Origin of the sequence: Marinomonas rhizomae (assembly GCF_003315485.1) — a bacterium.
GTDB classification, from domain to species: Bacteria; Pseudomonadota; Gammaproteobacteria; order Pseudomonadales; family Marinomonadaceae; genus Marinomonas; species Marinomonas rhizomae.
This window is the reverse complement of record NZ_QNSE01000015.1, coordinates 59,135-73,765: the sequence shown is the minus strand read 5'-3', so window position 1 is coordinate 73,765 and position 14,631 is coordinate 59,135. Positions and strand designations below refer to the sequence as shown.

Here is a 14,631-nt window from a genome sequence, read left to right as displayed (position 1 = left end):
AGATCGTTATGTTATTCGGTAAAACCATCGTAGTGACTGGTGTCGCCAGTGGAATCGGTCAACGTACGGCAGAGCTGGCCGCCCAAATGGGCGCAGACGTTATCGGCATTGATGTTGTGAAACCTACTCACAACATAGGGACTTTTTTACAAGGCGATATTTCAAACCAAGCCGGTGTCGACCAAATTATCAGTGCGCTGCCTGACAGCATAGACGCGCTTTGTAATGTAGCAGGTGTTTCTGGAACAGGTGGCGCAGCGATTACACTCGCGATTAATTTTTTTGGTTTGAAAGCCTTATCAGAAGGTCTGGCAACAAAAATTCGCAGTGGCGGAAGCATTATTAACGTTGCTTCAATGGCCGGATTTGGTTGGAGGCAAAACACCCAGCGGGCCTCCGCAATCGCCAAGTTAGATGGCTTCCCAGATTCAACACAATTGTTACAAGACTTTTCTATTCCCAATGAGCTTGGCTACCCGATTTCCAAGGAAATACTCTTGGTTTGGACCATGCTGGCGGCGCACCAACCTATTTTTAAATCTCGCCATATTCGTGTTAATGCCGTGTCACCAGGCCCTGTAGAAACGCCTATTTTGACACAGTTCCGTCAAGTACTCGGTGATCAACGTGTTAATTCTGACGTTGATCGGGTTGGTCGTGCTGGCACAGCGGCGGATATCGCACCGGTTATCTTGTTCCTTTGCTCAGATGCCGCTCGTTGGGTAAATGGAAATAACATTGCTACTGATGGAGGGCTAGAAGCCTCCGTTACCATTGAAGAATTGAACTTATAAAAAGGAAAAGACTATGACTGTTTTATTAAGCATTGGCGGTAATGATCAAGCATCCAGTGACCACAAAGAATATAACCGTTTAGACCCAGTGACGGGAGCCATCGCTTCTACCTCCGCCGCCGCGACGATTGATGATGTCAATGCGATTACCAATGCTGCCAACAAGGCTTTCCCTGCGTGGGCGCAAACAGGACCGACAGAACGCCGTAATCTACTGAATAAAGCCGCCGATATTATGGAGGCTAAGCAAGATGAATTTATTGCCGCTATGATCACTGAAACGGGAGCGACAGGGCCTTGGGCTGGTTTTAACGTCATGCTAGCTGCAGGGCACATTCGTGAAGCGGCCGCCTTGACCACACAAATGGGCGGAGAAGTCATCCCATCTAATAAACCTGGCACGTTAGCCATGTCGGTAAATAAACCGAAAGGTGTTTGCTTGGCCATCGCTCCATGGAATGCCCCTATTATTCTAGGGGCTAGAGCCATTGCGACTCCTTTGGCATGCGGTAATACCGTCATTCTAAAAAGTTCAGAATTTTGTCCTCTTACCCATCGTTTGATTATCGACTGCTTCTTAGAAGCTGGATTTCCTGCTGGTGTTGTCAATCTTCTTTCGAATGACCCAAGTGAGGCGGCAAGCATTGTTAAAGCGTTAATTGAGGCACCAGAAGTACGCCATGTTAATTTCACTGGGTCGAGTCCGGTTGGTCGTATTATTGGCCGTCTTGCTGGTGAAAACTTGAAACCCGCTTTGCTAGAGCTCGGTGGTAAAGCGCCTCTTCTCGTCTTATCGGATGCGGACATAGAGGGGGCGGTCAATGCCGCTATTTTTGGTGCGTTCATGAACCAAGGGCAAATCTGTATGTCTACCGAGCGTGTTATTGTCGATGCCAGCATTGCTGATGATTTTGTCGCGAAATTAGTGGCTCGTGCATCGACATTACCATGGGGAAACCCCAGAGAAGCCGTGGTGTTAGGTTCTCTCGTCAATCCTGAAGTGTCAGATAAAATGCAGGCATTAATCGATGATGCGGTTTCAAAAGGGGCTAAGTTGGTGTGTGGCGGTGAAAACGATGGCGCCATGTTCTCTGCAACCCTATTGGATGGTGTTAATCAATCGATGCGCATTTATACAGAAGAAAGTTTTGGGCCGGTGAAATCCATCATTCGCGTCAATGGGGATGAAGAAGCGATTAAGGTCGCCAATGACAGTGAGTATGGATTATCAGCGGCGGTATTTTCACAGGATATCAATCGTGCGCTCGCCTGTGCGAATGCTATAAACAGTGGTATTTGCCATATCAATGGACCCACCGTAGGCGATGAGCCTCAGATGCCATTTGGTGGCGTTAGTGATTCTGGGTATGGTCGTTTTGGTGGGAAAGCAGGGATAGCAGAATTTACCGATTCGCGTTGGATTACGGTAGAAGACCCAAAACAGCATTACCCATTTTAAATAGTTATAAAATATAAAACCTAATCCAATATATAAAACCGTGCCAGCCTATTAATAAATAGGCTGGCATTTCTATAGCGATTAAATCACAACCTCATCTTCAATTTTAAATTCAATAACAACCCACTCGAAAACCAGTTATTTTTCACAGAAAACATAACTATAAAATAACCTTTCAACATAAATAATTAGATATGTAATTATTTTAAACTAATTAACTTACATTACTAATCATTAGACATGACATCTATTAAAAACAATTAATTTGACAGCTAAACGCTTATTTTTAGGGCGATTAGGCACATTTTTAGAGCACAAATAAAGCATCTATTTCATTGATTGAAATGTGAATTTTAGTTTTTTTGATTTTATTTTCATATTTCCCTATGTGTTTGTTTTGAGCGTTTTTTTTGATTTATTTACGCTTATTTCCCTGCTTATTTTTCTTTTTCTTGACATTTTTTTAATTTCTACCACTTGCAACCCTATAAATATTTAATTACTACTGTATGAAGATTTCTTATTTAAAAAGTTTAAACAGCTCTTTTCAGGGAGGCGCAGATGAAAAAACGATGGCAAGAAAATATTCTCTTCGCTGAAAAATTACGTAAAAAATTACACGCTCATCCCGAGCTCAGCTGGCAAGAGAAAAACACAGCACAATTAGTACGAAGTCAACTCGATGAATTGGGCATCCCATGGCGGGCTTGCGCTGATACCGGCACTATCGCATGGTTGAACAAAGACGCCGAAGGCTCGGCAATTGGCTTGCGTGGTGATATGGATGCTTTACCCATTGACGAGCAAACAGGCAAAGAATGGCAATCAGTTAATCACGGCTGCATGCACGCTTGCGGTCACGATGGTCATACTGCCACTTTGTTGGCAACTGCACGCTGGTTGAAACAGTTTGAAGCTGAACTCCCTCAACCTGTGGTATTGATCTTTCAACCTGCTGAAGAAGGTTTTCATGGCGCTCGAGAAATGATCAAAGATGGCGCATTGGAAAACATTGGTGCGATTTACGGTTGGCACAACTGGCCTGCCCTTCCTTACGGCACGATAGCTTGCCCTGATGATATTGTAATGTGCGGAAACGGCACCTTTAGTATCACTTTCAAAGGTCGTGGTGGTCACGCCAGTCAACCCGAATTGTGCGCTGATCCTTTGTTAGCCGCCAGCGCGGTAAATGTGGCGTTACAGCAAATTGTCAGTCGACGCATTGCACCACAAGCAACAGCGGTGATCAGCGTGACGCAAATCCATGGGGGAACCGCGCCAACAGTGATTCCTGAAACAGCGATGTTAAGCGGCAGTATTCGTGTGCCTGACGAAGCAACCCGCAAGCTAATTAACCAACAGATTACCGATATAGCGACGCATACTGCAGCAGCTTATGGCGTGGAATCGGTGGTACAACATGACATGCGCTATCAAGCGACTATTAACCACAAAGATCAAGCAACCAACGCTCGTCAGCTGTGGCAGTCGCTTTATGGAGAGGAATCCTTCAATCACAGACAAGCTCTCCCCATCATGGCGTCGGAAGACTTTAGCTACTATTTGCAAGCCATTCCCGGTGCATTTGCCCTGATTGGCAGCGACGATGGCGAAGGACACAACGTGGCTTGCCACAGTCCACATTACGATTTCAATGATCGATTGATTGCCGATGTCTGCCGTTGGTTTTGCCAACTCGCAGGCCTTAGCGATGAATCACTACCAAAGCAATAAACCAAACAGCACAACCAAAACAGCAAATGAATAGTTAATTCATAAGGAGACGATATGAGTATTTTCGAACAACGAGAATCCAACATTCGAGCTTACGCTCGCACGTACCCTACGGTTTTTGTTACGGCAAAAAACTCTCGTCAGATTGACGAAGATGGTAAGGAATATATTGATTTCTTCGCTGGCGCTGGGGTGCTTAACTTTGGTCATAACAACCCACACATGAAAGAAGCGATGATCGATTACATGCAAAAAGATGGCGTGCTTCACAGTTTGGATATGCAAACTCAAGCCAAAGCCAATTTTATGCAGAAGTTTACCGATGTCATTCTTGTTCCTAGAAACATGCCTCATCACATGCAATTCATGGGACCAACAGGTACCAACGCAGTAGAAGCAGCAATGAAGCTGGCACGTAACGCGACAGGCAGACACAACATTGTTGCCTTTAGCCAAGGCTTTCACGGCATGACGCTTGGCGCCTTAGCGGCGACTGCAAACGAATATTTCCGTCAAGCTTCCGGCGTTCCCTTACTGCATGTCAGCCACGAATTATTCGATCAAGAACACGACCAAGAATCGTCACTGACGGCATTAGATGCATTGGCGAATCAGTATCGTGATCCATCCAGTGGCATCAAACCACCAGCGGCTTTCATGGTTGAAACGATTCAAGCGGAAGGCGGTGTTAATGTCGCCAGCAAAGAGTGGATGCAGAAATTAGAGAAGCTCGCCAAAGAATTTGGCTCTGTACTGATCGTCGATGATATTCAAGTGGGCTGTGGCCGTACTGGGTCGTATTTCAGTTTTGATGATATGGGCATTACGCCAGACATTATTACCTTGGCAAAAGGTATTGGTGGCGCAGGTACTCCGATGGCAATGAACTTAGTGCATCCCGATTTGGACAAACATTGGTCACCAGGCGAACACACTGGCACCTTCCGTGGACAGAATTTGTCGTTTGTCGCGGGTGAAGTTGCCTTGAGCTACTTTGAAGACGATAAACTGATGAAAGAAGTCATCGATAAAGTCAAAACCGTACGTAACGCATTAGAACCCTTAGTAAGCGAGAACAGCGCCAAAGAACTGCGCGGCAAAGGTTTAATTCTTGGTTTGGATATGGGCAGTGGCGAAGTGGCAGCGAAAGTCGTACAACGTTGTTTCCATAAGGGCCTGATGCTTGGTGCTTGCGGCAGTGGCGGTCGAGTATTAAAGATTATTCCACCCTTGACCATTCCAGAAGCCGATCTAGCTGAAGGCTTAGATATTTTAAAAAGCGCTGTACGTTTTGTAATGGAGGAAGCCGCATGATTGAACGCGATGATATGACATTTACTTTCGCTGAGTATCAGCGTCGTTTAGGTGAATTACGAGCTCGCATTGCCGAACGGCGTTTGGATGCGATTGTCATCACCGATCCGGAAAATATTGCTTATTTAACGGATTACCAAACGACCGGCTATTCCTTTTTTCAGGCGTTGGTAATTCCGCTCGAAAAAGAGCCATTTATGATCACTCGTGCATTGGAAGAATCCAATATCTTTGCTCGCACTTGGGTAGAGGTCACTCGACCTTACCCTGATACGGGCGATGCGATTCAAATGCTGGTGGATGCGTTACGTGAATTTGGTTTAGGCAATAAACGCATTGGTTATGAGCGTAATAGTTACTTTTTCCCCGCTTATCAGCAGGATTGCATTCACACCACCTTGCGAGATGCCAAATTGATGGACTGTTTTGGCATTGTCGAAGAAGGTCGAATCTGCAAATCTCAAGAAGAAATTATGGTGATGCGTCGAGCGGCGCTCGCCACAGAAGCTGGCATGAAAGCTGGCATCGAGATTTGTCGTCCCGGCATTACAGAGAATGAGATAGGTGCGGAAATCGCCGCGGCTATGTTCCGTGCTGGTGGTGAAACACCAGCCGTGATGCCATATGTCACATCAGGCCCAAGAACCATGATTGGTCACGCCACCTTCGAAGGGCGCACAGTACAAGCTGGCGAGCATGTCTTCTTAGAAGTCGGTGGTTGTTATCGCCGTTATCACACCGCCATGATGCGCACCGTGATTCTTGGCGAGTTATCCGATGCCATGTATCAATCTCAGGAAATCATGAAACGCGCGCTCAATGAAATTCACCGTGTGGTACAACCGGGAATGACAGTGTCAGACGTAGATAATATGGTGCGTAATATCATTATGGACAACCAAGTGGGGGCAAGTTTGATTACCCGTTCAGGCTATTCGATCGGCATTGCTTTCCCTCCAAGCTGGGATGAAGGCTATATCATCAGCTTGAAACAAGGCAATTCTGCGGTATTAAAACCGGGCATGACCTTCCACATGATTCCATGGATGTGGGGCATTGAAGGCGATAAAACCTGTGGTATTTCCGATACCATCGAAATTACCGAAGACGGCTGCCGATCTTTCTTCAGCATGGACCGTGACTTCACGATTAAATTTGCAGAGACTAAACCTCAGGAAAAGAAAGCGATCGAGCTGCCCAGCAGCGTACCAGTTAAAGAGGAAGTCAAGAAAACAAAACCGAACACCAAGCAAGCCGAAAAAGCGGCCAGCTAATAGGAGGTGACTATGTTTACAGCAGCCAAATTAGAAACAGCAAGGCTTGAATGCATTAATCCAACGACTGGGCAAGCCTTACCTCCTTGTACCGCTTTGACGCTAGACGAAGCGCACTCCGCCATTGATAAGGTGGCAGCAGGTTTTGCTGGCTGGAAAGCCACAAGCTTCCAAAAACGCGCTGCCATATTGAAAGCCGTTGCAGCTTCACTACGAGAGAACAAAAACGAGCTCGCCGATTTAATGGCACTGGAAATGGGAAAGCCGGTTAAAGAAGGCATTGCCGAAGTCGAGAAAAGCGCGTGGTGTGCTGAGTATTACGCCGACAACGGCGAAGCATTCCTGACACCTGAAACGCTAGAATCAGACGCAAGTCACAGTTATGTACAATACCCTCCTCTAGGCACAGTTCTAGGTATCTTGCCTTGGAACGCACCGGTTTGGTTGGCATTGCGTTTTCTGGCACCGGCATTAATGGCGGGCAACACTTGTGTACTAAAAGCCGACCCCAATGTACCTGCTACAGCAAATACATTGGTCGAATGTTTTTATCAAGCTGGCGTACCTGAAAACGTGGTCACCAACTTGGCAGTAACAAACGCAGTGGCGAGTAAAATGATCGATCACCCAAAAGTGAAAGCGGTGTCTTTTACTGGCTCCAGTAAGGCAGGACAATTCATTGCCTCACAAGCAGCAGCGGGATTAAAACCAGCGGTATTAGAACTGGGTGGTTCCGATCCTTGTATTTTGATGGCCGATGCAGATTTGGAAAAAGCACTCGATATAATTACTCTGTCACGTATGGTCAATGCGGGACAATCGTGTATCTCAGTAAAACGCTTGTTTGTCGAAAGGTCGGTTTATAACGAAGTCTGTAATGCCCTACGAGAGCGCTTTAGTAATCTTAAATGTGGCGATCCAAGAGACGAGAGTAATAATCTAGGGCCACTAGCAAGAGAAGACTTACGAGATCAACTGCATCGCCAAGTATCCCAAAGCATCAACGCGGGTGCTCGCTGTTTAACAGGCGGCGATTTGCCCTCTCGCTCAGGCTTCTTTTATCCACCAACGTTATTGGTCGATGTAAAACCGGGCATGACAGTATTTGAAGAAGAGACCTTTGGACCCGTTCTCAGCGTGACGCCAATTGATACGATTGATCAAGCGCTGGAACTGGCAAACGACACAGAATACGGCTTAGGTGCGAGTATTTGGACTCGCAGCCAAACCGCCATAGATCAAGCGATTCTAACCCTTGAGTCTGGTCAAATTGCCGTCAATGGCATTGTAAAAAGTGATCCTAGGTTACCGTCAGGAGGAATAGGTAAATCCGGTTATGGCCGCGAACTTGGCCCGCAAGGCATCCGCGAGTTTGTCAACGTGCAACAGATTTGGATTGCTTAGCATTACATATAAGAAGAGCCTCACTTGAGGCTCTTCTTATCACTAAATAAAAAAAACTGTCTTAATTTGTTTTTACAGTGTTGCGGTAAATACTTTAGAGAAGCTGGTTTTTTCTTGAATATCGATGTTAAGACGAAGTCTGCGTGAAATATCACTGGCTGAGAAAATGCCTCGGATTTTGTGATTTTCACGATCAATAACAAGGCAGTGACGTTCACCGTCATTTTTTAGAGCGCGGATTACATCAGAAATGGTAGCCGTGGAGATATCTTGCCAATCTAATGCTTTTAGGTTCTTTTTAGCTGTCATGAGTTCAGCGACAACAATCTCAGCTCTTTCTAAACCTTCCGATACTTTTTGAACGATTTTTCGTTCGATTAGATCATCAGCACTCACCACACCAATAAAATGCTTTTTATCATCAATGACAAATTTCAATCTCACATGCTCTTTTTGCATAAGCTCTTTGACATTCAATACTGATGATGTGGACTCAACGACCAAAGGTTTGTTGTTTTGAAAATCCGTGAAAAAAAGCAACGCAGGAGAATCGATTGTAAGGTCGTAGTTTTCTTCAGGCCAAGCCAATTCATCAATTTCTGTTGTAGGGTAAAAATCTAGTGTTTTCATATAAAGGCACTCCGTAGGCTGTCTTGTCGTAAATCTAATATGGACCGTGTCATCCATAAGCATATCTAATCATTTTGCTTAAAGTAATAGATTGCCACTAAAAATAACAATTACAAGTCTAGGAAACAATACGACAAGAGGGCCTGTATTGTTTTCAAAGATTCTAAAACACCTTAATAATCAACCCCCATGGATAAAATGTTCGAATTCAAATGTCTGGCAGTGCTAAAGTGACCAGTACTTAAAATCGCTACGCTAAGGTGACGAGGAAATATGAACGCAGTCAGTCAAGAGTACAAAATGAAAGGGATGCTCGTTACTAATCACGAACTAGAAGTTCCATTGGATTGGCGTCCCGCAAACAAGCACTCTAATGAAAATATTGATAACAGCTCAATGATTACGCTATTTGCCCGTGAGGTGGTTGACATAAACCGCGCCGATGATGAATTGCCTTTGTTGCTTTTTCTACAAGGTGGCCCTGGTGGCAAGTCCCCTCGCCCAATGCCATCTTCACCGCCTTGGATGGCAGAAGCATTAAAAACACACCGTATTATTTTGATCGATCAACGTGGTACAGGTCGCAGCAGTCGAATTGATACCAATCTAATCAGTAAATTGTCTGCCGAAGAAGGCCGTGATTACCTACTTAAATTCCGTGCCGACAGCATAGTAGCCGACTGTGAGTACTTACGTAAGACGATTTATGGTGGCCGTTTATTCGAAACATTAGGACAAAGCTACGGTGGCTTTATCACTCTGACTTATTTGTCTCAAGCACCAGAAGGGCTAGCGGCGTGCTATATAACGGGTGGACTGGCTGGATTGGAAGAATCGGCGCAGGAAGTTTATCAGCTAACGTATCAACGGGTGATCGAAAAAAACCAAGTCTATTATGCTCGCTACCCAGAAGATGCCAAGGTTATGGCAAAGATTGCAAAATGCTTAACCGATGAAAAAATATTTTTACCTGATGGTGACCAACTTACTCTAGAACGTTTCCAAAGCATCGGAATTCTATTGGGAATGGGGCCAGGTATTGATCAAGTACATTGGTTAGTGGATGAAGCCTTTGCTGGCAGTGATAAAACTCGACTTAGCGATGTATTTTTAGAGCAAGTCATGAACATCACCAGTTATCACGAAGGTCCTCTTTTCGCGGTGATTCATGAAAGTATTTATGGCCGCCCCAACGAAAGCACCAGTTGGGCAGCACAACAACTGCGTGAGCAATTTAGTGAGCTCGACAAGCCCCATTCGCCTTTGATGCTAACAGGCGAAATGATTTATCCATGGATGTTCGAGCAAATAACGTCGCTGCGCTCTTTTGCTGAAGCCGCTAATGCGCTAGCTGGTTACCAAGACTACGCACCACTTTACGATCTGGCTAAGCTTGCCGAGAACAAAGTGCCCGTTGTCGCCGCTGTGTATCACAACGACATGTACGTGCCTCGTGAGCTGTCATTAAAAACCGCCCAACAAGTTGCTAACACACAAGTCTGGCTTACCAATAGCTACGAACACGACGGAGTTCGTCAATCGCCAGAGGTGTTCTGCAAATTACGTGAATTATTATTAGACCAAGGCGGCCCTTTAAAAAGCCCAAACCAGGCATAACATAAATTTATGCAATTGCTTCACATTTCAACCAAGCATTAAACGCTACGCTTAAATCGATTTTCAAATTGGTTTTTATCATCTATGAGAGGTTTCCATGAGTCACGTATTAGATTTAACTGTTAATAACATCCAAGGGGAAAACGTTGACCTATCTGTTTACCAAGGCAAAACGGTCTTGGTCGTTAACGTGGCTTCCAAATGTGGCTTAACACCACAGTACGAAGGTCTTGAAGCCTTGTACAAAAAATACAATGAGCGAGGTTTGGAGATTCTTGGTTTCCCTGCCAACGATTTCGCGGGGCAAGAACCTGGTAGCAATGAGGAGATTCAACAGTTTTGTAGCCTAACTTACGATGTAACTTTCCCGATGTTTAGCAAGATTGTGGTTACTGGTGAAAATAAGCATCCTTTATACCAAGGTCTGATCAAAGCGGCCCCAGTTACACCAAACCGTGACGCTATGGAAACTATGTTGGCTGGTCATAAAATCGAAGCGACCAAAGCTCCGGAAGTGGTCTGGAACTTCGAGAAATTCCTTATTACCAAAGCAGGCAAGGTTGTGCGTTTCTCACCTGATGTGACACCTAAAGATGACGCGCTTGTGGCTGTCATTGAAGCCGACCTATAAGCGTTAAAGCAAAGCATAGACAAAAAAAGAGTCACGCCAATAACGTGACTCTTTTTTGTCTATGAATACCTGATTTGTCTATGAAGACCTGATTTGTCTAAATATCTTCATTCGGTTCCATTTTTGGCGATTAAGCTTTTTATACATCCACAAACAACCGACATCAAAACCAAAGTAGAATACGCTAATGCCACTCGGCGGATTGCTGCTCGCAATGAAAGGCACCTTACCGAACCAAGTATCAGGCCAAAACCAGCATTGATAATAGGTTCCCAGCAATTCCAAATACACCACCATGAAAAACATGATAAGAAAAAACAGCTCATTACCAGTTTTCTTTCTTAGCAGCAGTACAATCACCAACATACAAAAAAAGCCAAATACATCCTGATCGAACAACAACCAAAGGCTTGAATAGCCAATCATTGCCCAATACAAAATCGAAATGACACGCGCTTTATTACGCTGAATAATCTTTTCTTTTTGGATATAAAACACAGCGGCATAAATAAGGCTATGTCCAAGAGGCACGTAAACCGGAACATTTTCAAGACGATACTCATACATTCCAAGCAAGATAGAAAACACCACCTCACCCAGAAGCGCCAGCACAATGCCGTACTGCATCAATTTTTTGATTTTGCTCGTGACGCGAGAATACACCCACGCGAAAACCAACAACACCAAGCCATTGGTGATCCATTGATTATATTGAACCTGCTCAGCCAAAGCCGTGCTGTCAAGAAAAAGTCCCAGCCATAGTATAAGGAATACAGGAAGGTAGATGGATTTATATTGGAGTTTACTTATCATTTACTAATGATAAGTAAACTTAGCGATTGGCACCATCAAAAATCAACAAGCTAAGGCTATTGCTTACTTTTCATATAACGTTTTGGGGTAATGCCTGCAATTAATTGGCACTCACGTGTCATGTGCGCTTGGTCGGAGAAACCATATTCAATAGCCAGCTCGGCCAGCCTAAAATGATTTTTTTCTTCCCTCAAGGCTAACAAAACCGCCCGCACTCTCCTTAACCTCTGAAAGTATTTCGGTGACATGCTCAGGCGACGCTGAAACTGACGCTCTATCTGCCGCTGACTAAGAGGCAGCGTCTCCAACAAATCCACTCGGGAAGATTGCTGCAGCAGCTCTATGGCCTTAACAACAGGGTCGTGTATATGGACCATATTAGAAACCACTTGATCAAAGGCGTTAGACAGTAAGCTAATACGGTCTTGAACAGTCAGACCATTTTCTAACAACACCATTAAAGATTGAATAAATTCAGATGTCTGTAATGGCCTAACAGTACTCTCAAGCTTTGCCAACTCCGTTTGAAAGACGCTCCCCATTCCTGGCTGAAAACGCACACCAGCTAAATCTGCGCCAGCTGGTAAATGAATAAAATGGGCCTGTTTATTGGTTGATTGAAACACCACAGGGTCATGCCAAACCTCATTATCAACAAGTAATGGCTCTCCAAGATTGAACAAAATTCCACTGCCCGCATCGGCAAATAAACGACGCTTAACAGTTTGTTGATTCACTGGAACTTGGGCTGACCAAATAGCCTGCACCCATAGAGAAAGTGGCCCTTGAGGAAAATGGATATCAAACAACAAGGGCGATGGCATATTAATCCTCTAACTGATTAGTGAACAAACACAATTTTTCAGCGAAAACTTCCAACCTCAGGTTTAAAGACTTTTACAACCCTATTCCAGCTAGAAATAGCATTAATTGCAATGGTTAAATAGGTCAGTCCAGATTCACCAAAACTGGCCAGCATTTCTTCATAATATTCATCTTCCACAGAATAGCCAGCAATAAGATGTTCTGATAAAGCCAAAGCCTGACGTTCTTGCTGAGAAAACAGTGGCGAATCTCGCCATGCATTCAAAGCTATCATTCGCTCGTGCGTTTCACCCATCTCTAATGCTTGCGTGCTATGCATATCCAAGCAAAAAGCACATTGGTTTATCTGAGACACTCGAAGCTTTACTAACTCCAAGATAGTTTTACCTAGGCTTGGTATCTCTTCGAATTGCTTGCCTAAGATCTCTTCTTGTTTTAGTAATAGCTCTATAGCCTGTGGTGCTGCGGCAAAATAATTGATACGTTTTAACATCAGAAAGGCTCCAAAAAAATAAATTTGAAGCTTAATGTTAGCGAGTGAGAATCGGCATTAATTGAAGAAAATCGACATTTGAACGGAAAAATCAAACACGCTAGATTGGATAAAAAGCACCAAATCAGCGTGTTTGATTTCATTTTTTCATAGCAACTTGGTGCTAATAGAAAGACGTTTTATTGCTTGCTAAACAAACTGCTCAGCCCAAAATGCCACTGGCGAGGCAATCAGAATAGTAAGGGCCACACGTTGATACCAAACAATCAGCATTTGCTTGATGTTCAATGGGATCTCGGTCGACAAGATACAAGGAATCGACGCAGAGAAAAACAGTATGGATGAAATAGACACTACACCAACCACAAACTTAACAACAAATACGCTTTTCGCTGCGATCAAGGCAGGCAAGAACATTTCTGCCAAACCTGTCGCAGATGCGGTGGCAACCATCATTGGATCAGGCAATTGTGCGATCCACGCGAATGGGTAAAACAGGTAACCAATCCATTCAAACACTGGTGTGTATTTCGCCAATAACAAACCACACAAACCGACAGACATGATAGAAGGCAAGATACTCATTGCCATTAACATGCCTTCTTTGATGTTTTGTAGGATATTACGCCCGATAGGTGCCGCGTTGTTCGCAACTTCCAACCCTTCTAATGCGGCTTGTTTGACGCGAGAATGCTTGAACTCCTCCACTTCTCGACTGACTGCCGTATCATCCATTTTGCTAAGTGGGAAAATTCGAACAGTAATCGCTGTAACCACAAAAGTGATCAACAAGGTTGCCCAGAAAAATACGTTCCAAACCTCCATCAAACCCAATGTCTTCGCCACAATGACCATAAAAGTCGCAGAAACAGTGGAGAAGCCAGTCGCAATAATCGCTGCTTCTTTTGCGGAATATTGGCCGGATTTATAAACTCGATTGGTAATCAGCAGGCCAATAGAGTAACTCCCCACAAAAGACGCAACCGCATCAATTGCTGACTTACCTGGCGTTTTAAACAAAGGCTTCATAATAGGCTGCAACAGCACACCCGCAAATTCAAGCAAGCCGTAACCAATTAAAAACGCAAGAAACACCGCACCAATAGGTACAATTAAACCAACTGGCACCACTAACTTGCTAAACAAGAAAGGCAACATGTCTTTTTCGAACAAAAAAGCAGGCCCAACTGAGAAGAACGCCATTACGGCAGTCACAACACCCAACACCTTAAAAAGGGACAGCACTGTTTGCGTTTTACTTGTTCTCCAGTTACCGGAAATAAAAGGATAAGCGCCACCAGCCAAGACAACTAAAATAGCATAAACCTCAGCCATTTGACCGTGATCATTACGAAGCCAAGACACTATATGATCGAGCGGGATGGTTTCTTTTCCACCAATATTTATCGGAATAAAAAAAACAAAAAGACCAATGCAGCTATAAGCAATGAGCTTAAGAAGAGACAGCGGAGACACAACTCCGGGCTTTGAATCTGTAACATTCATATGAAGACTTCCTATGAGAGGGTTATTAATCATAAGATTAAAAAGCAACATACGTACCAACATGTATATACATATAAAAGTAACGTAAAGTGGCCCTTATCACTCAGGATTAAAGTTAATTTGTTTTTATTTTTAAA

General features: G+C 44.2%; 13 protein-coding genes. 8 read left to right on the top strand and 5 right to left on the bottom strand.

Annotated elements, in window-relative coordinates; translation table 11 throughout:
• Positions 1–8: 8 nt before the first annotated feature.
• The 6 genes from DFP80_RS17845 to DFP80_RS17820 all read left to right on the top strand — a co-directional run bounded on the left by DFP80_RS17845 (position 9) and on the right by DFP80_RS17820 (position 7,979).
• On the top strand, positions 9–794 hold the full coding sequence (locus DFP80_RS17845; RefSeq protein WP_113918172.1) for a coniferyl-alcohol dehydrogenase: 786 nt from the start codon (positions 9–11) through the stop codon (positions 792–794).
• 13 nt (positions 795–807) lie between these two features.
• The gene (locus DFP80_RS17840; RefSeq protein ID WP_113918171.1) at positions 808–2,253 is read left to right on the top strand and encodes an aldehyde dehydrogenase; all 1,446 of its coding nucleotides are present in this window, start codon (positions 808–810) and stop codon (positions 2,251–2,253) included.
• 561 nt (positions 2,254–2,814) lie between these two features.
• Entirely contained in the window at positions 2,815–3,987 is a 1,173-nt protein-coding gene (gene doeB2 / locus DFP80_RS17835; protein WP_113918170.1) for a N(2)-acetyl-L-2,4-diaminobutanoate deacetylase DoeB2, read from the top strand.
• Between the two features lie 54 nt (positions 3,988–4,041).
• On the top strand, positions 4,042–5,301 hold the full coding sequence (locus tag DFP80_RS17830) for an aspartate aminotransferase family protein (protein WP_113918169.1): 1,260 nt from the start codon (positions 4,042–4,044) through the stop codon (positions 5,299–5,301).
• Positions 5,298–6,575, top strand: coding sequence for an ectoine hydrolase (doeA, locus tag DFP80_RS17825; RefSeq protein ID WP_113918168.1), 1,278 nt, complete (start codon positions 5,298–5,300; stop codon positions 6,573–6,575). The genes DFP80_RS17830 and doeA overlap by 4 nt, the downstream gene beginning before the upstream one ends.
• 12 nt (positions 6,576–6,587) lie before the next feature.
• Positions 6,588–7,979: an NAD-dependent succinate-semialdehyde dehydrogenase gene (locus DFP80_RS17820; protein WP_113918167.1), complete on the top strand. Its 1,392-nt coding sequence runs from the start codon at positions 6,588–6,590 to the stop codon at positions 7,977–7,979.
• Positions 7,980–8,051: 72 nt separating this feature from the next.
• Here DFP80_RS17820 and DFP80_RS17815 read toward each other — a convergent pair whose 3' ends face one another.
• On the bottom strand, positions 8,052–8,609 hold the full coding sequence (locus tag DFP80_RS17815; protein WP_113918166.1) for a CBS domain-containing protein: 558 nt from the start codon (positions 8,607–8,609) through the stop codon (positions 8,052–8,054).
• 273 nt (positions 8,610–8,882) lie between these two features.
• Here DFP80_RS17815 and DFP80_RS17810 point away from each other — a divergent pair, with 273 nt between their 5' ends.
• Complete coding sequence (locus tag DFP80_RS17810) at positions 8,883–10,226, top strand: alpha/beta fold hydrolase (protein ID WP_113918165.1); 1,344 nt, start codon at positions 8,883–8,885, stop codon at positions 10,224–10,226.
• 97 nt (positions 10,227–10,323) lie between these two features.
• Entirely contained in the window at positions 10,324–10,857 is a 534-nt protein-coding gene (locus tag DFP80_RS17805) for a glutathione peroxidase (protein ID WP_113918164.1), read from the top strand.
• A gap of 78 nt (positions 10,858–10,935) precedes the next feature.
• Here the strand turns inward: DFP80_RS17805 and DFP80_RS17800 are convergent, their stop codons facing one another.
• The 4 genes from DFP80_RS17800 to DFP80_RS17785 form a co-directional block, all read right to left on the bottom strand.
• Positions 10,936–11,670 carry a hypothetical protein gene (locus tag DFP80_RS17800; protein WP_113918163.1) on the bottom strand — a complete coding sequence of 245 codons (735 nt, stop codon included), beginning with the start codon at positions 11,668–11,670 and terminating at the stop codon, positions 10,936–10,938.
• Between the two features lie 56 nt (positions 11,671–11,726).
• The gene (locus DFP80_RS17795; RefSeq protein ID WP_113918162.1) at positions 11,727–12,494 is read right to left on the bottom strand and encodes a helix-turn-helix domain-containing protein; all 768 of its coding nucleotides are present in this window, start codon (positions 12,492–12,494) and stop codon (positions 11,727–11,729) included.
• 38 nt (positions 12,495–12,532) lie between these two features.
• Positions 12,533–12,988 carry a carboxymuconolactone decarboxylase family protein gene (locus DFP80_RS17790; protein ID WP_113918161.1) on the bottom strand — a complete coding sequence of 152 codons (456 nt, stop codon included), beginning with the start codon at positions 12,986–12,988 and terminating at the stop codon, positions 12,533–12,535.
• Between the two features lie 189 nt (positions 12,989–13,177).
• Positions 13,178–14,494, bottom strand: a complete 1,317-nt coding sequence (locus DFP80_RS17785; RefSeq protein WP_113918160.1) for a YjiH family protein — start codon at positions 14,492–14,494, stop codon at positions 13,178–13,180.
• Positions 14,495–14,631 lie beyond the last annotated feature (137 nt).